18 protein-coding genes and 1 tRNA gene are annotated in these 20,745 nt (G+C 40.6%); 5 read left to right on the forward strand and 14 right to left on the reverse strand.

Annotation, left to right across the window (positions count from 1 at the left end; genetic code table 11):
- Positions 1 to 400: 400 nt before the first annotated feature.
- The 8 genes from J0654_RS12315 to J0654_RS12350 all read right to left on the reverse strand — a co-directional run bounded on the left by J0654_RS12315 (position 401) and on the right by J0654_RS12350 (position 7,283).
- The gene (locus tag J0654_RS12315) at positions 401 to 2,524 is read right to left on the reverse strand and encodes a DUF5723 family protein (RefSeq protein WP_207029385.1); all 2,124 of its coding nucleotides are present in this window, start codon (positions 2,522 to 2,524) and stop codon (positions 401 to 403) included.
- Positions 2,525 to 3,073: 549 nt separating this feature from the next.
- Positions 3,074 to 3,403, reverse strand: coding sequence for a YegP family protein (locus J0654_RS12320; RefSeq protein ID WP_207029387.1), 330 nt, complete (start codon positions 3,401 to 3,403; stop codon positions 3,074 to 3,076).
- A 183-nt stretch (positions 3,404 to 3,586) separates the two neighbouring features.
- Positions 3,587 to 4,786 (reverse strand): glutamate-5-semialdehyde dehydrogenase, encoded by a 1,200-nt coding sequence (locus J0654_RS12325; protein WP_207029389.1) that lies wholly within the window; start codon positions 4,784 to 4,786, stop codon positions 3,587 to 3,589.
- 5 nt (positions 4,787 to 4,791) lie between these two features.
- On the reverse strand, positions 4,792 to 5,562 hold the full coding sequence (gene proB, locus J0654_RS12330) for a glutamate 5-kinase (RefSeq protein WP_207029391.1): 771 nt from the start codon (positions 5,560 to 5,562) through the stop codon (positions 4,792 to 4,794).
- Between the two features lie 3 nt (positions 5,563 to 5,565).
- The gene (gene proC, locus J0654_RS12335; protein WP_207029393.1) at positions 5,566 to 6,372 is read right to left on the reverse strand and encodes a pyrroline-5-carboxylate reductase; all 807 of its coding nucleotides are present in this window, start codon (positions 6,370 to 6,372) and stop codon (positions 5,566 to 5,568) included.
- A gap of 39 nt (positions 6,373 to 6,411) precedes the next feature.
- Entirely contained in the window at positions 6,412 to 6,603 is a 192-nt protein-coding gene (locus tag J0654_RS12340; RefSeq protein WP_207029394.1) for a hypothetical protein, read from the reverse strand.
- 30 nt (positions 6,604 to 6,633) lie between these two features.
- Positions 6,634 to 6,831 carry a 30S ribosomal protein S21 gene (gene rpsU / locus J0654_RS12345; RefSeq protein WP_207029395.1) on the reverse strand — a complete coding sequence of 66 codons (198 nt, stop codon included), beginning with the start codon at positions 6,829 to 6,831 and terminating at the stop codon, positions 6,634 to 6,636.
- An 8-nt stretch (positions 6,832 to 6,839) separates the two neighbouring features.
- Complete coding sequence (locus tag J0654_RS12350; RefSeq protein ID WP_207029396.1) at positions 6,840 to 7,283, reverse strand: GNAT family N-acetyltransferase; 444 nt, start codon at positions 7,281 to 7,283, stop codon at positions 6,840 to 6,842.
- Positions 7,284 to 8,007: 724 nt separating this feature from the next.
- Between J0654_RS12350 and J0654_RS12355 the strand changes: the two genes are divergently transcribed.
- From J0654_RS12355 to J0654_RS12365, 3 genes are all read left to right on the forward strand, one after another.
- Positions 8,008 to 8,811 (forward strand): sulfite exporter TauE/SafE family protein, encoded by an 804-nt coding sequence (locus J0654_RS12355; RefSeq protein WP_207029397.1) that lies wholly within the window; start codon positions 8,008 to 8,010, stop codon positions 8,809 to 8,811.
- A gap of 115 nt (positions 8,812 to 8,926) precedes the next feature.
- A complete protein-coding gene (locus tag J0654_RS12360; RefSeq protein WP_207029398.1) occupies positions 8,927 to 10,285 on the forward strand; it encodes a hypothetical protein in 1,359 nt (452 codons plus the stop codon).
- Positions 10,286 to 10,709: 424 nt separating this feature from the next.
- Positions 10,710 to 11,696: a S1 family peptidase gene (locus J0654_RS12365; protein ID WP_207029399.1), complete on the forward strand. Its 987-nt coding sequence runs from the start codon at positions 10,710 to 10,712 to the stop codon at positions 11,694 to 11,696.
- A 328-nt stretch (positions 11,697 to 12,024) separates the two neighbouring features.
- On the opposite strand, the gene J0654_RS12370 is transcribed toward J0654_RS12365, so the two are convergent.
- The 5 genes from J0654_RS12370 to J0654_RS12390 form a co-directional block, all read right to left on the reverse strand.
- Positions 12,025 to 12,098, reverse strand: a tRNA-Asp gene (locus J0654_RS12370).
- A 125-nt stretch (positions 12,099 to 12,223) separates the two neighbouring features.
- Positions 12,224 to 13,153 (reverse strand): DUF58 domain-containing protein, encoded by a 930-nt coding sequence (locus J0654_RS12375; RefSeq protein ID WP_207029400.1) that lies wholly within the window; start codon positions 13,151 to 13,153, stop codon positions 12,224 to 12,226.
- An 82-nt stretch (positions 13,154 to 13,235) separates the two neighbouring features.
- Positions 13,236 to 13,553 carry a thioredoxin gene (gene trxA / locus J0654_RS12380; protein ID WP_108246432.1) on the reverse strand — a complete coding sequence of 106 codons (318 nt, stop codon included), beginning with the start codon at positions 13,551 to 13,553 and terminating at the stop codon, positions 13,236 to 13,238.
- Positions 13,554 to 13,655: 102 nt separating this feature from the next.
- Entirely contained in the window at positions 13,656 to 18,041 is a 4,386-nt protein-coding gene (dnaE, locus tag J0654_RS12385) for a DNA polymerase III subunit alpha (protein WP_207029401.1), read from the reverse strand.
- A gap of 148 nt (positions 18,042 to 18,189) precedes the next feature.
- Positions 18,190 to 18,645, reverse strand: coding sequence for a ferritin-like domain-containing protein (locus J0654_RS12390; RefSeq protein ID WP_207029402.1), 456 nt, complete (start codon positions 18,643 to 18,645; stop codon positions 18,190 to 18,192).
- Between the two features lie 264 nt (positions 18,646 to 18,909).
- Here J0654_RS12390 and J0654_RS12395 point away from each other — a divergent pair, with 264 nt between their 5' ends.
- Positions 18,910 to 19,488 (forward strand): 30S ribosomal protein S16, encoded by a 579-nt coding sequence (locus J0654_RS12395; protein WP_207029403.1) that lies wholly within the window; start codon positions 18,910 to 18,912, stop codon positions 19,486 to 19,488.
- 12 nt (positions 19,489 to 19,500) lie between these two features.
- Positions 19,501 to 20,028, forward strand: coding sequence for a ribosome maturation factor RimM (gene rimM / locus J0654_RS12400; protein ID WP_207029404.1), 528 nt, complete (start codon positions 19,501 to 19,503; stop codon positions 20,026 to 20,028).
- Positions 20,029 to 20,172: 144 nt separating this feature from the next.
- Here the strand turns inward: rimM and J0654_RS12405 are convergent, their stop codons facing one another.
- Complete coding sequence (locus J0654_RS12405; RefSeq protein WP_207029405.1) at positions 20,173 to 20,682, reverse strand: hypothetical protein; 510 nt, start codon at positions 20,680 to 20,682, stop codon at positions 20,173 to 20,175.
- Positions 20,683 to 20,745 lie beyond the last annotated feature (63 nt).

Here is a 20,745-nt window from a genome sequence, read left to right on the forward strand (position 1 = left end):
ATATGCCAAGCCATGAGCTTTTTTTAACACGGGTTTGGGTAAAAGAAAAGTGAAGTAAAGATTTTATCATAGTAAGTAGGTTTTTTGTTTTTTCTTGTTGAGGAAGTGACAAGAAATGATTTGGGAAGAATAAAATAAGCTACTATTCAGGTACTTGGGGACACTTAATTAACCTATGCATTGTTAGAATTGATGAATGGCATAAATGGATCAACGAACAAGAAATGAATTTGATTACCAGTGCATTATATTTATAGGTGTTTTCTTACTTATGTGTTTCGGATAAAAAAAGCCACCAAGAATTTCTTGGTGGCTTTACAACCCATGATTATTGGAGAACTAACAAGTTATACCAAACCATGGGTGCTAAAAAAACAGTCATCAAATATGGGTAGGAAGGTTATTTTATTAAGTTGATCTCTACTCTTCTATTCTGTTTTCTTCCAAGTTTTATAGTGTTGGAGGCAATAGGTTTGTCTTCTCCGTATCCTACTGCGGTGAGCCTGCTTCCAGAAATTCCTTCGTTGATCAAGAAATCCCTAACGGAATTTGCCCTTGCTTCTGAGAGTCTTTGATTGCTCTCATTGCTTCCCACACTATCGGTATGCCCTTCCACGGTGAACTTGGCATTCGGGTATTCGTTCAGGATCTGGATAATATCTACGATCACAGAAATGGATTCTGATTTAATGGAGGCCTTGCCTGTGTCGAACAGAATTGTTTTTGCATAGTCGTTCAATTGCTTTTGGACTTCTTGTGTTACCTCGGGACAACCATTATTGCTTATTGGACCAGCTACGTTCGGACATTCGTCGTCAATGTCCACCAAGGTGTCCCCATCGGTATCTGGGCATCCTTTATGTTCCAGGCTTCCAGGATTTTTTGGACAACGATCATCTTTGTCAATAATGCCATCCCCATCAGTATCTGGACATCCGTTATGTTCTATGGTTCCTGGTTCGTTGGGGCAATCATCATCCTTGTCCAGAACACCATCGCCATCGGTGTCTTTCCAAGGGCATCCATTGTTTTCTTTCGGCCCTGCTTCGTTGGGGCAGTCGTCATCCTTATCCAGAATGCCGTCACCATCGGTGTCTTTCCAAGGACACCCGTTGTTTTCTATGGGGCCGGGTATTTCTGGGCAACGGTCCACATCGTCTTTTAGGCCATCCTTGTCCTTATCCCGCAATTTGCTCTGATATATGGGAACTTTGACACCTGCATAGGCATCCAAGGATTTGCTCTGTCCAAAGAGGGATGTCAGGATTGAGCCAGATCCTAAATAAAATGGTCCTGCCCTGAGCCCAGCTCCCCAACGAAAGCCGGTTCCATTCATTACGCCGAAGGGTGAATAAATGCTCAACCAAGCTGTTTCCAATCTTGGTGTAAGTGAAACTTGGTTACGGATATGTTGGGTGTTGATGTTGTTTTTTCCCCTTAATGAAATATCAGAGTTCAGGTTTAAGTAGAATGTTGAATTTATGTTCCAATCCACATTGGCATGCAATGCGGTGGGCAGTACCGATTTTGATGATTTTTCTAAGGAAGCGATGGCATCAAAATTGTTCTCCAACGCTTCATCCAGCTTTAGGCCATCAAAATTATCCGTACTCTGTGTCTTATTAAGGTCGTAGGTGTCTTCCGTGCTTCTATGGTTGTTTATACTTCCAATATCCGAGATGGAAGCACCAAACTTTAACTTATACTTGTTCACGCCTCGGTTGGGAATGGGTTCACCGTCCATATTTACCAACTGCTGGTCTTCGTAATCAGGCCTCCATTCATAAACAAACCCAAGGTCTGTTCCAAAACCGATGGATCGACCATAATTTTTATCACCTTGAGTGTCAGTTCCATATGTCAATGTTCCGTTGGTGGTGACCTCATTTGCGACAGCATTATGGTCAATGGTCACTTCTGATCCATCAATATAGATATGGTGTATTCCGGTAAGGTACTTAAGGGTAAGCCCTCCTTTTAGGAAATGTTCACCTCCATCTGCCAATACCCTGGCATAGGATGCACCGATTTCTGTCCACAGGTTGAATGCTCCCGATATATTCCCTTCATCGATAAAGAAGTCCTCGTTCTCATCGAAACCACCTTCTTTGTCTATGGTGGCTCCGTTCATATCATCTACATTGAGGAAGATCCTGGCCCTTGCGTAAACGGCTACTGAGTGTTTTTCGGACAAGGTGAACATGGCCGATGGTCCTAAGACATCAACATTGGCAACCAAGAAATTATTTTCCTTTGGGGTTGTTTTGGCTTCATCAAAGGTTTTGTTGAAGTCATTGAAGGCATTACCTAAATTGACACCGAGATAATCGTTACCAAAAAAGGCACTTGCACCTATTAGGTTGATATCCAATTTTAGTCTGGAGTCCGCTATGTTGGCAGGGTTGGAAATAATACCATGTACCCCACTGTAATTATCAGTAAGAAGGCCTTCGTAGGATTGGGCTTTAAGCATGTACACTGATATAAAGAGTACCATGCCCAGTAAAAGTTTTTTTGAAAACATGTTTAAATACATTTTTGTTCGACCTAAAGGTTTAGGTCCAGGTTGTTTTTTTAAATCGACAACAAAGAGAGTACAAATAAGGGTATGACTACTAGGGGAATAAACGAATGGACACTTTCAATTGATGGATAGTGGTGTTGGATTTATGAAAGCTTGGAGAGCTAGGAGCAAAACTGGAGAATTGTGGGGCATGGGACAGTTACGGAGAAAACTAGGAATGGTGGGTTTTTGAATAAAAAACCATTACGACCAAGGAATTTAAAATTCCTTGGCGTAACGGAAACCTCAACTAAACTAATCACTTTTATGACCAATACTCGTCAAAAGTGAGTTGCTATATGTGCATGCGTTAAAAATTGTTTTTGTGTTTCAATTGTATTTAACGCTTTATTGCAGAACAAACATAAAATCAAAAAATGATTTAAAAGTAGCTTATTTCACGGATGAGCTGTTTCAACTAACGAATACCCTTTTTGGTTTGAGGAAAAAAATAAGGCAAAAAAAAAACAGCCCTAAAAGGGCTGTTCCATATGGTTTGAAAAGTATTGTTTATTCAACTTCTTCTACCGATGCATCGGGAGCATTCTTTTTAACGGAGGCAACACCGTTTTCCATAGCGGATTCGCTGGAATACATTTCGCTGTTTCCAATAACTTGGCCGTTGGATGCCTTTAGGTTGAAGTATGGGCTTCCGTCCTTTGCCTTGTTTCTTTCAAAATTTCCATCGTCCTGTGAATGTTTTTTCACAGACTCGATACCATTTTCACAAGCATCTTTGGATGAATATCCTTGGCTGCTTAAAATAACTTGACCGTTTCCAGCTTTTAAATTGAACCGGAACTTTCCGGCCTTATCCGTTTTAATCTCAAATTTTCCCATATTTATTCTATTTTAAGTAATAAATCTAGATATTTTCTTAAAAAATGACCAATAAAAGAGCCTAAAAATATCAATAAAATAAAGTTTCAGGCTTTTGGGTCTTGAAATTGTAATAGTACCCTAATGATTGTCATAAAAAAAGGAGGCGAATAGCCTCCCTTTTTTATTGTGCTCTCTTATCTGTTACACCCTAATTTGACCATCACCAAAAACATAGTATTTGTTGGTGACCAATTGTTTTAGGCCCAATGGACCTCTATGGTGTAATTTGTCCGTACTAATGGCGAGTTCTGCACCGACCCCCATTTGTCCACCGTCGGTAAATCGAGTGGAGGCGTTTTGGTACACAGCTGCACAGTCCACGTTTTCCATAAATGTTTTGGCAACATCGTTGTTCTCTGTCATTATGGAAGCGGAGTGCCCACCGGAATTTTTATTGATTTTTTCCATGGCTTCATCAATATCATTGACTGCACCGATAACACATTTCATAGCCAAAAACTCTTCTTGCCAAATGGATTCATCGGTAATGGTATCTTCATTCGTCAATACTTTTTTGACTTCATCGTCCACTATAATGGAAACATTGTTGGCGGTGAGTACCTGCTGCAATTCCTTGAGCTTGTCCTCGTAACCATCAATTTGGGTATCCATCAAAATTTTGTCCAATGCGTTACAGGCTGAAATCTTGTGCGTTTTTGCGTTCAAAATCACTTTTAAACTTTTTTCCCAATCAGCTTCCTTGTGAACATATAGGAAGTTGTTTCCCCTACCGCTGATCAGCACAGCGCACTTGGCGTGTTCTTTTACAAATGCAATCAAACGTTCGCCACCACGGGGTACGATAAGGTCCAAATCTTGGTCTGGATTCCTTAGGAACTCCTGTGTTTGTGTCCTGTCCATTTCCAAGAACTGGATAAAGTCTTCGGACAGCCCATTTTCTACCAAGGCCTGATGCCAAAACTTAACCAAGGCCTTATTGCTGTGGTAGGCTTCCTTACCTCCCTTGAGCAATATTTTATTGTTGGCCTTAAATGCGAGTACGGCAGCCTCAACGGTAACATCGGGTCGGGATTCGTAAATAATCATTATGGTGCCAAAAGGTGCTGTTCTGTTGATGATCTTTAGCCCGTTGTCCAGTTCTCTTGTCGAGATTTCCTTGTTAACGGGGTCATCCTGCAAGCGAACCTCCTTTACGGCCTGGATCATTTGATCCACTTTCTTTTGGCCCACTACCAAACGATCGTACAAAGCTTGATCGTCGCGGTTAAATGCGTCTAGATCCTTTTTGTTTGCTTGGAGCAATTCGTCCCGATTTTCATCAAGGATACGCTCCATATCTTGTAATACTTTATTTTTTAAATCTGTGTTTAATAATTTCATTACTGTTATTTTGAAACTTCTGTTCCTACGTTCTTTCCTTCTACAACATCCAGGATTACGTTTTCTCGTTTTCCGTTGACAATGTAAGATGGAATATTGTCGGCTGCTGCTTTTTGGGCATAGCTCAATTTTGAACCCATGCCACCACGGCCTTCTCCTTCTTGCTTGTTTCCTTCTTCAATGTATTTCTCCAAATCTTCTTTCGGCTCAACTTTGTCTATTACTTTGGAATCCTCTTTTTCGGGATGTCCATCGTAAAGGCCATCTATATCCGTCATTAGGATAAGTTTGTCGGCTTTCATCAATTGGGCCAACAAAGTAGCCAGCTCATCGTTGTCCGAGAACATGGACATGGAAACGGAAACTGCATCATCCTCATTGGCTATTGGGATAACCCCTTCGGAAAGGAGCCCTTCAAGGCAATTGATCATGTTGTCTCGGTGCACTCCAGGGTTAAAATCCCTTTTTGTAGGGAGTACCTGGGCACATTTCATTCCGTAATCATTGAATATGTTATAATAGTGCCTCATCATTCTGGGTTGCCCAATGGCAGAATAAACTTGCCTACGTTGGGTTTTATCTTTGATTTTTGCTTTTCCCAGCACTTCTTTACCGGCGATTACCGATCCAGAAGAGACCAAAATGGTCATGATGTCTCGTTCGTATAGCTCAGCAATTTGTTGTACCAAACTGTTGAGTACAGGTCTTACGATTCTGTTGTCTTTATTGGTCATCACATTTGTACCTACTTTGATGACCACTAGTTCTTTATACATGTTTTAGTATTCTTCACCCAGTTCCACAGCTCTACCAAATGCTGCGAAGGCGGCTTCTTTGATTAATTCATTTACATTATTGTCTTCCATGGAATCCAGGGCAGCCCTGGTGGTTCCTCCTTTGGAGGCGACCATTTCCATCCAAGTGTCGGGGTTTAGGTTGTTTTGGTTGAACAACTCCACCGCACCTGTAAAGGTTTGGCTTACCAATACCTTGGAAACGTTCTCCGAGAATCCCATTTGAAGCGCGGCCTCCATCATACTCTGCATAAAGTAGAATACGTATGCGGGACCACTTCCTGAAATTCCCGTTGATGCATCAATAAATTTTTCATTTTTCACCCTAAGGGATTTTCCAGTGGTGTCCAATAGGCCTTCTACCATAAAAAGTTCCAAACGGGAAACCTCTTCGGCGGATACATAGCTGGTTAGACCCTTGCCAACCTGAGCGGGCAAGTTGGGCATGGCCCTGACCACTTTTTTGATTCCTAGGGATTCTTGTATAAAGTTGATGGTAACCCCGGCCATTATTGAAATGAACAATTGCTCGGGATTCACCAATTTTTTCATGCGCTCAAAAAGTTCTTCGGCATGATAGGGTTTTACGGCCAAAAAGATGATGTCTGCTTGTGGTACGCAGTCTTCGATCTTATCAATGGCATCGAAATAGGCAATTTTACCTACTTCTTCTAATTTTTCTTTTGACTTGTCCAGCACCATAATGTTGCGTTTTTTCAACAATTTGGATTTAGACATACCTGTGGCATAGGTAAGCCCCATGTTACCTGCGCCAATAACCAATACTTTCATTGTTTATATTAAAGGGTTATAAAATAAATTATAATGGTGTTATGCTAATACATTGCATTCTTTGCAATCCTTGATTTTACCGTTGTAAGTTGCTCGGTATTTGTGCAAAGTGCGGACGGGAAGCCCCATAATATACCTTCTTACGTATGTAACACGGGTGGTAAGCTCCCCCATTTTAACGCTATAGCGTTTTTCATATCTGGTTTCCCTTTTAATTCTTGAAAGTCTCATTTTGTTGTTGATACTTTTTTGTTTTTGATGTTATTGGTCTTCCTGTTCGTTCAGGAATTTTTGTTTGTATTGTGCCTTTTTCAATGTTTTTCGGCGCTCTACTGATTTTTTAATGTATTCTTGACGGCTACGTATTTGGTCCAAACGCTTCGTGTTTCTATATTTTCTTTTATAGCGTTTTAGAGCCCTTTCAATACTTTCACCTGATTTAACTTCAATTTTTAGCATATAATGGTTTATCTGTTCAATCTCATTTCTAAATGGGTTGCGTTGAACCCTTTTTCTTCAAAAAACTTTTTGTTTGGATATTGGTTTTCATCTGTAATATGGATGGCAACGTCCCCCTTGCAATATTGGAGCGTATAATCCAATAGCTTCTTTTCAATATCGCCTCCCCTGTGCTCTCCGTGTATTACAAAAAACACCAGAAAGTTCTCGGGAATATAGTCTCCCATACCTGTCTTGTTCACAACGGCCAGCCCTAATATTTCATCTTTTTCCTCCATGGCAAAAACATAACCACCCAAACCAGGAATGTCTTTGGTGGAGTATTGAATGGCCTTCCTAATAGCTTTCTTCGTTGCTTTTTTTCCTTCTTGATGCTCAAAAAGGAAGTTGGCGAACCTGTTAGCTTCCATAGTTGAAAGTCTAGTATAGGCATCGTAGGTCTTGATTACCATGCTTTTGTTTTGAACGATAATAGTTCTGATTTTTTAGTTAATAGTTAACGGTTTCGAATCGGGCAAAATGGAAATACAAGTAAATCACACTTGGTTCCCAAGGTAATAGGCGCTACTTCCCAAAAGGGAAGGTAATTATAGGGTAGGCGGAATGAACTTATTGGGCTGGTTTCTGAACACCAGATAAGTAAAACTTAGAATTCTACAGTTTTTTCTCTCGTGGAGCTTAACGTTCATCGGTGCAAAGGTAAGTAAAACAGCCCTTAAATCCCAATAATACTGAGGTTTATGTTTTCTCTAACGTTTCTGCCAAAATTTTGGGAGTACATTTTGGGTTACTCGATGGATTATTATAAGGATTGCTTAAAGTTTAGCTATTGAACGTTAAATATTCTTAAGATCGATTTTACGGGATCGCCGTTTTTGAGTTTAGAGGTGTTTTTCTATTGAATACTTTTCTTTGTTTTGAATTGGTGTCACTTCCGGCTATGTGAATTATTGCTAACTTTAATTCGTTTAGCTTTAGGTACAATGGAATTGCTGCATGGAAAAGCCTTCAAGATTCCGTTGATCATTATATATGTAAGAATCATAAACTGCCCCCTGATATATTGAACTGTACAAGGACCTACCTATGCGTTATTAACCTTTTAAGCTCTTTGTAACCCATGTTACTGTAAGGCTTTCAAAGGCAAATTATCTTAACCGCACAACAATAATGAATATGGAAGTTTTTGAAATTCTTGGATATATTGGGGCTTTGTTAATTGGCGTAGTCCTTGGGTTGATTGGTGGTGGAGGCTCTATACTTACCGTTCCTGTTTTGGTATACTTAATGTATATAAACCCTGTAACGGCCACCGCATATTCACTTTTTGTGGTAGGAATCTCTTCGTTGATCGGCGCTTTTAAGAATATCCAAAAAGGACTTGTCGACCTAAAAACTGCCATTGTATTTTCTATTCCTGCTTTTATAGCGGTTTATGCAACAAGAAAATATTTGGTGCCCGCCATTCCGGAGCATTTGTTCAATATTGGCGATCTCGCCGTGACAAAGAACATTGGTATAATGGTGTTTTTTGCAATTATTATGTTGATGGCTTCCATATCAATGATCAGGGGCAGGTCCGAAAACGGTGATGATGACGAAACCGAGGTCCAATATAATTTTCCGTTTATCATTCTGGAAGGTGTTGTGGTTGGGGTATTGACAGGTATTGTTGGAGCTGGTGGTGGATTTTTAATAATTCCGGCACTTGTCATTTTTGCCAAGTTACCTATGAAAAGGGCAGTGGCGACCTCACTTTTGATCATCGCCATAAAATCGTTGATCGGATTTTTGGGAGATGTACAAAACCAAAGCATTGATTGGACCTTTCTACTATCGTTTACAGCTTTGTCAGTGATCGGCATTTTCTTGGGAATCTGGTTGAGTAATTTCATCAACGAGAAACACCTGAAAAAATCCTTTGGTTGGTTTGTGCTCCTTATGGGTATATATATTCTTTATAAGGAATTGTTCGGCTAGGACAGTTCTGTTTTAATATCCAGATCGGACTTACTTTATCTGCTATCCAGGTTTGTTGACGGCAGCGTCCTTTTCAAGTTGAGAATGATTTAATCCTTCCCATATTTTTTCTAAAATGAAACTAATAGTAAAACACAGTATTTTTTTGCTTTGGGGGTTGAGCTCCATGGCACAGCATCAAAAAGCACCTGATAAAGCGGAGAGCTTAAAGGAAATATTTGCGAATGGGGAAGTAGAAGGACATATTCGAAATTACTTTATGTCAACTATCAACGAGGGGTCTTTGAAAGATTATTACACCGATGCCATCGGAGGTTCCATATCTTTCAAAACAATGGAATACAAAGGTTTTGAACTTGGTGTAAAGGGCATATTCACGTTTGAAGCGTTCACGTCCAATTTAAATGATCCCGACCCAACAACCGGGAAGGTTTCAAAATGGGAACACGAGCTTTACGATATTAATGACTACAACAATCAAAATGACCTTGATAGATTGGAGGAATTATATGTAAAGTACAATTTTGACTCTGGGTATTTTACCTATGGAAAACTTGCCATTGAAGAAACACCTTTGCTCAATGAAACAGATGGTAGGATGAAACCATTTGCCTTCAAGGGTTTTTGGTTTCAATTACATCGAAAGAAACATATATTCAATATAAGTTGGTTGGACCGTATTTCGCCCAGAGGTACGGTGGAATGGTATAGCTTCAATGAAGCTATCGGGTTGTCGAACAACGGCTTTCAGCCAGATGGAACCCTATCGGATTATCGAGACAAAACAGCATCCAAAGGTATCGCCTCTTTACAATATGAAACACAACTTGACCAATTTGGATTTAGGGCCAATCACTACTATATCAATCATATTTCAAATACGAGTCTGATAGAATTGGATTATAAAAAGGGCGATTGGACCTTGGGTCTGCAATATGCATTACAGTTTTCCGATAGCTTCCAAAAAAGCTTGGACTACGCCGAAAGATATATGCAGCCTGGGGAAAACGGTCAGGTATTAAGTGGTCAACTGGCTTATGATCCACAGCATTGGCATTTTGGAGTTGCTTATACAAGGGCCTTTGATACTGGAAGGTTTCTGTTTCCCAAAGAATTGGGAAGAGACAACTTTTTCACTTCGCTCTCCCGCTCTCGATTGGAAGGTCTGGGGGATGTTAATGTTTTTACCCTGTACACTGATTACGATTTTGATATAGATGGATTGAACCTGGGCTTGGAAGTTACCGAAGTGTTTGGTCCCGGAATAAACGAGTTTGAATTCAACAAATACAATATTGATGAATATTATCAGATAAACACAAGATTACATTATGAGTTACAGGGCTTTTTTGAAGGCCTTAATTTTGATGTTCTTTATGTGTACAAAAGGAACCTGAACAATTCTGACCCTATCAACGTATTCAATCAGAGCAACTTACACCAAATTAATTTTGTGACAAACTATATTTTCTAGAAAAAAGCCGGTATTCAACATCCATGGTTCCAATGCAGGAACCGATCATGTGGAAGCTGGAAAAGAATTTGGGTATGGATTTTATGTGAAGTTGTTTTCCATTAAAATCATTTGCTAAAAACAAAAAAGCTCCGAAAAATCGGAGCTTTTTGCGGTCTGGACGGGACTCGAACCCGCGACCCCCTGCGTGACAGGCGGGAGGGGTTAAGTATTTAATTATCTGAAAAACAGGTATATAAGAGGTTGTTTGTTTGAATTTTAATGAATAACGCATGAATAACGCATGAATAAATTGGAGAAATAAGTACATATTAAGGCAGATTTTTGATTAATTACTGCTCTAATAAGAAGAGAATTATAGAGTTTTTAGTGGGTTGTTTAAGATGAGAAATGATGGATTACTTTTTTCTAGTAATTTTAATGTATGCAGAAAACTAAAAAATCTTTACAAGAGAAAAAATTTCATAAAACGATATTACATCGGTTCATTAAAGCTCTATCTTTTTTTATACTTACCATTCTTTATTTTAATTGTGCAAACTATTTGTTTTGTCAATCCCAGGCTGAGGATAGATATAGATTTGGAAATCTTGACTTCTCCGTGGTCAAAATTTTTGTAGATGATGAGAGTTTCGGTTCCGGATTTGTTATTGATGGTCCATACTTAATTACAAATTTCCACGTAGTTGAAAAGGTAATAGAAGCAAAACGAAATGACTCTAAAAACCCTCCGATCATTAAGTGGTTAAATGCCAAATTATCTCAAGATAAAATTTTTGCTATTGAGGATTATCCAACTGCCGAGGTTTTAAATGATTTTATATCAAACGATACAATTTATTACTATGGAAAAGCTTCTGATCTCATAGTCCTAAAACCAAATAGAAATATAAATCTTCATTCGAAACTTCCACTATCAAAACAATGGATGAATAGAGGAGACAAAATTTTGGTAGCTGGATTTCCTTTAGGTCTGGAATATATGACTATTAGTTCTGGGATTATCGGAAATCAAAGAAGCGAGTTAATTAGAAAAGATGTTTCTGATATGTTACCTGTATCTGCAATATTTAGAGGACAAGGTGATTTTATACTTGCAGCTGGTGGATCAGGTGGACCAGTTGTAAAAATTGGAAAAACGATTAGTAAAGATAGTGTGATTGGAATCGCAGTCGGTGGTAAAACAAAGAATGCTAAAAAATTAAAAAGGATTTATGATATCTATGATAACAAATTGGATAGTATCATTGCTACCCAAGATGGTTTTAACCCTCAAAATAAAATTCACAGTAATTATTATGAAAAATATTTGATTTTTTCTTCGTTTATTAATTCAAATGTTCAAATTCCTGAATTTATTCATGTTTCTCATTTAAGGGATTTGCTGGATTTACTTGAAATTGAACACTAGTTCATTTAATATAAAATCCGATATCTACTTCCGTTACCTCTAGGTTTCTAAAAATTTATTAGCTCTTTTCAAGTGAATATAAAAAGATGAAAGATTGTTTGTTAATGGTTGGCACTTTCTTTAGCAATGGGAAATACGTTTTTTAACGCATGAATAACGCATGAATAGGAGTGCATGAAAAATTGTGAAGAAAAGAGAAAATTAAAGAAAATAGAGTATAAAGCACTTAAAATAAGTTACTTGTGTTTTTTGACCCCCTGCCATTAAAATGTTTGGGCAATTCAAGTCCAAAAACGCGAAAACCCCAGTAAAACTGAGGTTTTCGAAGCGGTCTGGACGGGACTCGAACCCGCGACCCCCTGCGTGACAGGCAGGTATTCTAACCAACTGAACTACCAGACCAATGATTTTATCTTTGTTAGACTCCGACAACAGTCGGATTCAAATCTTGTTCAATGCTTTTTTAAAGCGAGTGCAAATATACATTCTCATTTCGGATATGGCAAAACATTTTTTTAAAAAAATGATCAACCAAATTTTTGTCTCTCGATCATAAAGGAATTCAGCACTTGGGAGAAGTCCGAGCGAACATCTACCCCCACATATTTTATTTGGTACTGTGCGCATTTCAGTTTTAGGTCATTCTGATATTCCAATACTTTTTGCGAATATGCTTTCTTGATGGAATCAGCATACAAATCTATCTGTTCACCTGTTTCCACATCCACAAAACGTTTGGGTGTATCATCAAACTCAAAATAGAGCTCATGCTCTTTGTCCAAGAGGTGGAAAAGTACCACGGAATGTTTGTTGTATTTGAGATGACGCAAGGCTTCGAAGAGTTTATCCTCTTCAGTTTCCGTTTGGAACATATCGGTAAATAAAAAGATCAAGCTTCTTCGATGGATTTTCTCGGCAATTTGATGTAGAAACGTGTAGGTTTTGGTCTCCTTTGTTTTAGGTGTATGCGAAGCCACTTCGTTCAGTTTGGAATACAACATTTGATAATGACGTTCGCTGTTCTTCTCCGAAGCATGGAAGTCATATGTATTGGAATAGATGCTAAGCCCTACCGCATCCCGTTGTTTTTTTAAAACCTGCATCAAGGCAGCAATGGAAAGCACCCCAAAACCAATTTTGTTGAGGTTGTCCAAGGAATATTCCTTCACTTCCGGATAATACATGGAGGCCGAGTTGTCCAAGATCATGTGACAGCGCAGGTTGGTCTCATCCTCAAAACGTTTGGTGTACAAACGGTCCGTTCGGGCAAAAAGCTTCCAGTCAATATGTTTGGTGCTCTGTCCGGGATTGTAAATTTTGTGTTCGGCAAACTCCGCCGAGAAGCCATGGAACGGACTTTTGTGTATACCACTGATAAATCCCTCCACAATTTGGTGGGCCAAAAGCTCCAAATTTTGGAAGAGGGTCGCTCTGCTAAGTTCCGATCTTACGTCCATAACTGATTTCTTCGGACAAGATAAAATAAAAAAGGCTTGGCATTTGCCAAACCTTTTTTAAAATCTAATTCCAAAATTCGTTTTACAGTGCAGCATCAATTGCATCTGTATAGGTTTTTTTAGGGGATACACCCACTTGACGGTTAACTACCTCACCATCTTTAAAAACCAAAACAGTAGGGATGTTACGTACACCGTATTTGGCGGCAAACTGCTGGTTGGCGTCTACATCAACCTTACCAACAACGGCTTTGCCATCGTATTCTTGTCCTACTTCTTCAATGATCGGACCTACCATTCTGCAAGGCCCGCACCATGCTGCCCAAAAATCTACTAGGACAGGCTTGTCACTTTTTAAAACTACTTCGTCAAAAGTTGCATCTGTTATTTCTAGTGCCATCTTATTTATTTTAATATTTTACAAAGTTAGTCAAATAATGCCCATGTAACTTACATTCAGCATATTCGTTTTAATTATTGTACCATTGACAATAATTATGGTCTAATTTAATTTATAATGGATTTCATTCGCTTCCAGTTCGGAAAGTAACTCACTGTTTATCTTCACCTTCTGTTTTCGGCTCGATAGTTTGAGTTTGATTTCCTCCTGCATCTCATAAATTACAAAACTTATGGGATGATCGCCTTTATGTAATGTTAAAGTGTCCTTCAAGGTTTGGATACGCTTTTCTTGCAGCCTATCTATGTTCAGTTTGATGGTCAGCTTTTTCGCAAAGGCATCCATCACATCCTGAAGCTGCTTAAAGTCGTTGAACTGAAGCCGTGGGTCTCCTTTTTTGCCCGTATCGCGGTTTACCCAGCCTTCTCGCACAAATGCCCTAACGTGTACAAAGGAGTTGATCATTAAAAAATGACGGAACTTCAGGTATTCTTCACCAAAGATTCTTAGCTCGTAGGATTCATTATAATCTTCCAAGGTGAACAACCCCCAACCTTTGCCGTTTTTGGATACCCGGTGCTGAACATCGGTAATTACACCGGCGACCGTAAGTTCCCTGTTCACAAATTCTTCCAAACGGGAGAAATCGCTTACCGTATTCTTACAAAACGCTTTTATCTCTTTTTTGAAATCATCCAGTGGGTGGCCCGAAATGTAAATACCTACCACCTCCTTCTCACGACGCAGCTTTTCCATGGTTCCCCATTCCTCACAAGGGGGCACGATCGGCTCTGGGATCTGAACCTCGCTCGCCTCGCCAAAAAGGCTTACCTGTGATGAGTTTTGATTTTCCTGGAACTTGGAACCATACTTAACGGCTTTTTCCAAAAAGGTTATGCCATCGCCCTCATCATGAAAATATTGTGCACGGTGGGTATCGCCGAATGAGTCAAATCCACCTGCCAGTGCCAAGTTTTCAAAGGCTTTTTTGTTAGCAGCACGTAAATCCACACGTTTGGCCAGGTCAAAGATGGATTTGTAAGGCCCGTTTTCTTTTCGGTTTTCTACAATGGTCTCCACAGCGGAGCGACCTACTCCTTTAATGGCTCCCATTCCAAAACGTACCGCATTGTCCTTGTTCACGGCAAATTTGTAGTAGGATTCATTGACATCGGGTCCCAATACTTCCAACCCCATTCGTTTACATTCCTCCATAAAAAAGGTGACCTGCTTAATATCGTTCATGTTGTTGGACAACACGGCAGCCATATATTCAGCAGGGTAATGGGCCTTTAAATAAGCCGTTTGGTAAGCGATATAGGCATAACAGGTAGAGTGACTCTTATTGAAGGCATAGGAGGCGAAAGCTTCCCAATCCTTCCAGATTTTTTCAAGTATATCACGTGGATGCCCGTTTTTCTCTCCACCATCCAAAAACTGTGGCTTTAATTTTTCCAGTAGGGCAAAAATCTTTTTACCCATGGCTTTACGCAGCACATCCGCGTCACCCTTGGAGAACCCTGCCAGTTTTTGGGAGAGCAGCATCACCTGCTCTTGGTATACGGTGATCCCATAGGTCTCCTGCAGGTATTCTTCCATTTCTGGAAGGTCGTAGGTAATCTCCTCTTCCCCGTGCTTACGGGCGATAAAACTTGGGATGTATTCCATTGGCCCAGGTCTGTACAGGGCGTTCATGGCGATAAGGTCATCAAAAACCGTGGGTTTTAAGGTTTTCATGTGCTTCTGCATCCCTGGTGATTCGTACTGGAATATTCCTACCGTATCCCCTCGTTGGAAAAGCTCGTATGTTTTTTCGTCATCCAATGGAAAATCATCGGGCACCAAATCTATTCCTGTTCTTGCCTTAACAATTTTGACCGTGTCCTTGATCAGGGTCAAGGTTTTCAGTCCCAAGAAATCCATTTTCAGCAGTCCGGCACTCTCCACTACGGAGTTGTCGAACTGGGTAACGTAGAGGTCGGAATCCTTGGCAACGGATACGGGAACGAAGTTGGTAATGTCGTCTGGGGTAATGATTACCCCACAGGCGTGGATTCCCGTATTTCGCAACGAACCTTCGAGAACGCGGGCCATTTTAACGGTTTGTCCTTCCAGGTCGTCCGTTTCCGCAATATTGAGAAGTTCATGTACCTTTTCCAGTTCATCGGAACGGAACTTCTTCTTTAAGTCGGCCTCGTCGATCCCAAATATTTTGTTCAGCTTGGACATGTTCGGAATCAACTTGGCAATACGGTCGGCATCGCCCAGTGGCAAATCCAGAACACGGGCAGTGTCCCGAATGGACGATTTGGCCGCCATGGTACCATACGTAATGATTTGCGCCACTTGGTTTGCCCCGTACTTATTGATCACGTAGTCCATCACACGGCTACGGCCCTCGTCATCAAAATCAATATCGATATCGGGCATGGATACCCTGTCCGGATTCAGGAACCGCTCAAAAAGCAGGTCGTACTTCATGGGATCGATGTTGGTGATCGTCAAACAATACGCTACCACCGAACCAGCAGCGGAGCCACGGCCAGGTCCTACGGACACATCCATATTCCGTGCTTCGCGGATAAAGTCCTCAACAATCAGAAAGTATCCCGGATACCCTGAGTTTTTAATAATCTCCAGCTCAAAATCTATACGCTCCCTAATTTCATCCGTGAGCTCACCATATCGTTTTTCGGCCCCTTTATAGGTAATATGTCGCAAGTAGGCATTTTCACCCCTGTTACCACCATCCACTTCATCTTCTGGATCCTTGAATTCTTCTGGAATACTGAATTTGGGCAGTAAAATATCACTGGCAAGGTCGTAGGGCTCAATTTTGTCCACGATTTCCTTAATGTTCAAAATGGCCTCGGGCAGATCCTTGAAGAGTTCCTTCATTTCGTCGGACGACTTAAAGTAGTACTCTTGGTTGGGCAGACCGTATCGGTAGCCCCGCCCTCGGCCAATGGGTGTGGATTGTTTTTCCCCGTCCTTTACGCACAATAAAATGTCGTGTGCCTCGGCATCTTTTTTATCACAGTAATAGGTGTTGTTGGTGGCGACAAGTTTAACGTTGTGCTCTTTTGCCATTCGCACCAAAACCTGGTTTACACGATCTTCGTCCTCTTGGCCGTGACGCATTATCTCGATGTAAAAATCGTCTCCAAATTGTTCTTTCCACCACAAAAGTGCCTCTTCCGCCTGGTTTTCGCCAACGTTCAGGATTTTATTGGGGACTTCACCATATAGGTTTCCCGTGAGGGCGATCACATCTTCCTTGTATTGTTCAATTACCTTTTTGTCGATTCTTGGTACGTAGTAAAATCCATTGGTGTAGGCTATGGATGACATTTTGGCCAAGTTATGGTACCCCTTTTTGTTCTTGGCCAGGAGCACAATTTGATGCCCGTAGTCCTTTACGTTTTTATTGGTGTGGTCCTCACAGACAAAAAATTCGCAACCCACGATCGGGGTAATCTCTTTCTCGGTAGGCTGTTCGCCATTGGCGACAAGCTCTTCGTTTTTGGCCTTTACCGCTTTGTTGTGGCCCATAACTTCTTTCACAAAGTGAAAAGCACCCATCATATTGGCGTGGTCGGTTAGGGCGACCGCGGGCATACCGTGGTTGGCAGTGGCCTTGATCAAATCTTTTATGTTGATGGTGGACTGAAGTACCGAAAACTGGGAGTGGTTGTGTAGGTGTACAAAAGACTCATCTTCCAAGGTTTCCACATTCTCTTGGATTTCCTCGTCGGAAACCCCACCAGTATCTTCTGCCCAAAGGGCATCGGCTATTTCTTTTGATGCAGCCTTTAGGTTGATGTGCTTTAACCCGATGAGTTCTATTTCTTGCGGGTTGGCTTCTGAAAAGCGCTCAAAATAATCGGGCTGAACATCCAGTTCCTGATAGGAATACTGCTTTTTACGGACCAATTCCAAAAAACAGCGTGTTGTGGCTTCCACATCGGCCGTTGCGTTGTGCGCTTCGGCAAAAGGCTCGCCGAACAAGAACTCGTGGAGTTCTGTTAATGTGGGCAATTTAAATTTACCACCACGACCTCCGGGAATTTTACAAAGTTCCGCGGTATGCTCGGTACAGGTGTCGAGCACGGGTAGTTCCGTCAATGGGCTTTCCACGCCACTACGGTGGAATTCGCATCCCATAATGTTGATGTCGAATCCCACATTTTGGCCCACTACAAATTTGGTTTGCTCTAAAGCCTTGTTGAAAGCTTCCAAAACTTCGTTCAGTGGCACCCCTTTTTCTTCCGCCAATGCCGTGGATATGCCGTGTATCTGTTCCGACTCGTACGGAATATTAAACCCTTCGGGTTGTACCAAAAAATCTTGGTGCTCTATTAGATTACCGAGTTCGTCGTGCAGCTGCCATGCTATCTGAACGCATCTTGGCCAGTTGTCGGTATCGGTAATGGGAGCATCCCAGCGTTTGGGCAAACCAGTGGTTTCCGTATCAAAAATCAAATACATAGGCTATCTGTCTCGGTCAAAAAAAGAATAGATAAAAGTACGGAAGAAGATAGATTTGGTAAAAAAGAGTTTTGAGGAGTTATCAACTAAAAAAAGCCGGGAATAAATCCCAGCTTTTTCTTCTGCTTGTATCTAGTGACTTTTGGAATTACGATACTGCTGTTTCGAATATGTTTGCTGTCTCCAAGGTTTCCCTGATGGCATTTCTATGTTTCATCAATAGGCTTTCCGTGGATGGTGGCAACACAAAATCCTTATCGTGCAATATATCGTTGTAAGTGGCGATAGCTTCTTTTTCGCCTCGGTGCACTTCTTCCAACATGGCTTCTTCATTGTTGGTGGTGAACAGCGATTTAAAATCTATCCAAGATCTGTGTAAGGTTCCTTTGGTACTTCCTCCTTTTTCTGGAGTTTGTCCAAAAGACATAATCTCAGCTTTTAATTCTTGGCCAAAATTGTATCTTTTCTTGGCGCTGTCCATAAAGAATTGCTTAATGGTTTTATTGTCCACCTTTTCAGCTGCTTGTTTAAATCCTTTTTCAGCATCATAGGTTCTTTCCAAAAGTTCGTTCAATTTGTTCGACATTTCTACAGTGTACTTCATAATCTCTCTTCATTTTATCGGTTCATGGCCATCGACTCTCGATGACATTCAATTACAAGATAAGGTTAAAATACAGAATACCAAATAGTTGCGATGGTTTATAATAGGTTTAACGGGATAGGGTCCAGTTGTTAAAGGCATTTAACTTTTTTTACTGAAAACACTGTCCTATAAACAAATAAGTGTATATTTGCACCCGCTTTACAGATAAGCGATTAAAAAGAATTAATAATCAGGGTCGGGCACCCTACAAATTAATGTGATATGCCAGTTAAAATTAGACTTCAAAGACACGGTAAAAAAGGTAAACCATTTTATTGGGTAGTCGCTGCAGATGTTAGAGCGAAAAGAGATGGTAAATTTTTGGAAAAATTGGGAACTTATAACCCAAATACCAATCCAGCTACGATCAATCTTGATATTGATGGTTCCGTAAAATGGTTGCAAAACGGTGCACAACCAACTGATACAGCCAGAGCTATTCTTTCTTACAAAGGTGTGATGATGAAGCACCACCTTGCAGTAGGTGTTCGTAAAGGAGCAATGACGGAAGAGCAAGCCGAGGAAAAATTCAAAGCTTGGTTGGAAGAGAAAGAACAAAAAATCCAAGCTAAAAAAGATGGTTTGAGCAAAGCTGAAGCTGAAGCTAGGGCCAAAGCATTGGAAGCAGAAAAAGAAGTAAGCGAAAAGAGAGCTGCTGCTGCGCTACCTGAAGAGGAAGTAGCAGAGGAAGCTGCCGAAGAAACTGCTGAGGCTGCAACCGAGGAAACTACTGCGGAAGCTGAAGCACCTGCCGAAGAGGCTCCTGCTGCCGAAGAAGAAGCTGCTAAAGAAGAAGAATAGAAAAGGAGGACGATGCGCAAGGAAGACTGTTTCTACCTGGGCAAAGTCGTTTCAAAATATAGCTTTAAGGGCGAGGTGTTGGTTAAATTGGACACCGACGAGCCCGATATCTACGAAAATATGGAATCAGTGCTTGTTTCTTTGGGAAACAACCTGGTTCCATTTTTTATTGATAGGTGCCGTTTGCATAAATCCAACTTGCTCCGCATCGATTTTGAAGAGGTAAAGGACGAATCTTCCGCTGATAAGATTATCGGCTCCGAACTATACCTTCCCTTGACCATGTTGCCCCCACTTACAGGAAATAAATTCTATTACCATGAGGTGATCGGATTTACCGTTATGGATGAGGTGCACGGTGATATTGGTATCGTGGAATCCGTGAACGATAGTGCTTCACAAGATCTGTTCGAAATAAAGAAAGGGGACAAGGAGTTATTGATTCCCGTAAGTGATGATATTATTACCAAAGTCGACCGGGAGAATAAGACCATCCACGTAAAAACACCAGAAGGCTTGGTGAACCTTTATTTAAGTTGAGGTAAAAAAAAGGAGGCAATAGTACCTCCTCTTTTAACTCATAAGACCCCACGAAACTTAACTTTTTCCACTTACTCAATCTAGGTAAAATCCTAAGATGTGTCAATGGAATTACCGATGTGATTACACATGTGTTTAGCTTGTTTAAAAGTGAAAAACAAAGCCGATTAATGCTTGAAAAGCGCTATCTGATTGGTTTTTGTCAAAGGTCGCATTATAACGTAAAGTAGGTTCGATGCTCACATTGTTTGCAACGAACAAAGCGTAGCCTGCTTGTATTCCAAGCCAGCTACTGGTTCCATACCCATCAGAACTTATGCCTGTATAATCCAATCCAAGTGGTATTTTATCAATTACATAGTATTTTAATCCGGCCTTATAACTAAATGTCCCCACAATATCTCCACCAGAGTAACCTAGACCTACTTTAATAGCCAGATTATCAGCTACAAAATAGCCTCCTTCCGTTCCTACTGAATATATTGTGTAACCATCTGCCGAGGTTAACGAAAATGCAGTGCTGCCTGTGCTCCAAGAGCCTGTATTAGCTTCAATGATCCAGCTTCCTTTTTTTAAGGGGTTTGAGTTTGAATCACTTTGTGCATAAGTTGTGATTCCAGCAAAAATGAATAAGGCAAAAAGGATTTTCTTCATAATCATGAGTTTAATTGGGTGATGATTTCATCGGGGACTTTCCCCAAAATTGATAGCGAAATA

The sequence above is a fragment of the Flagellimonas profundi genome (genome assembly GCF_017313275.1).
In the GTDB taxonomy this organism is placed as follows: Bacteria; Bacteroidota; Bacteroidia; order Flavobacteriales; family Flavobacteriaceae; genus Flagellimonas; species Flagellimonas profundi.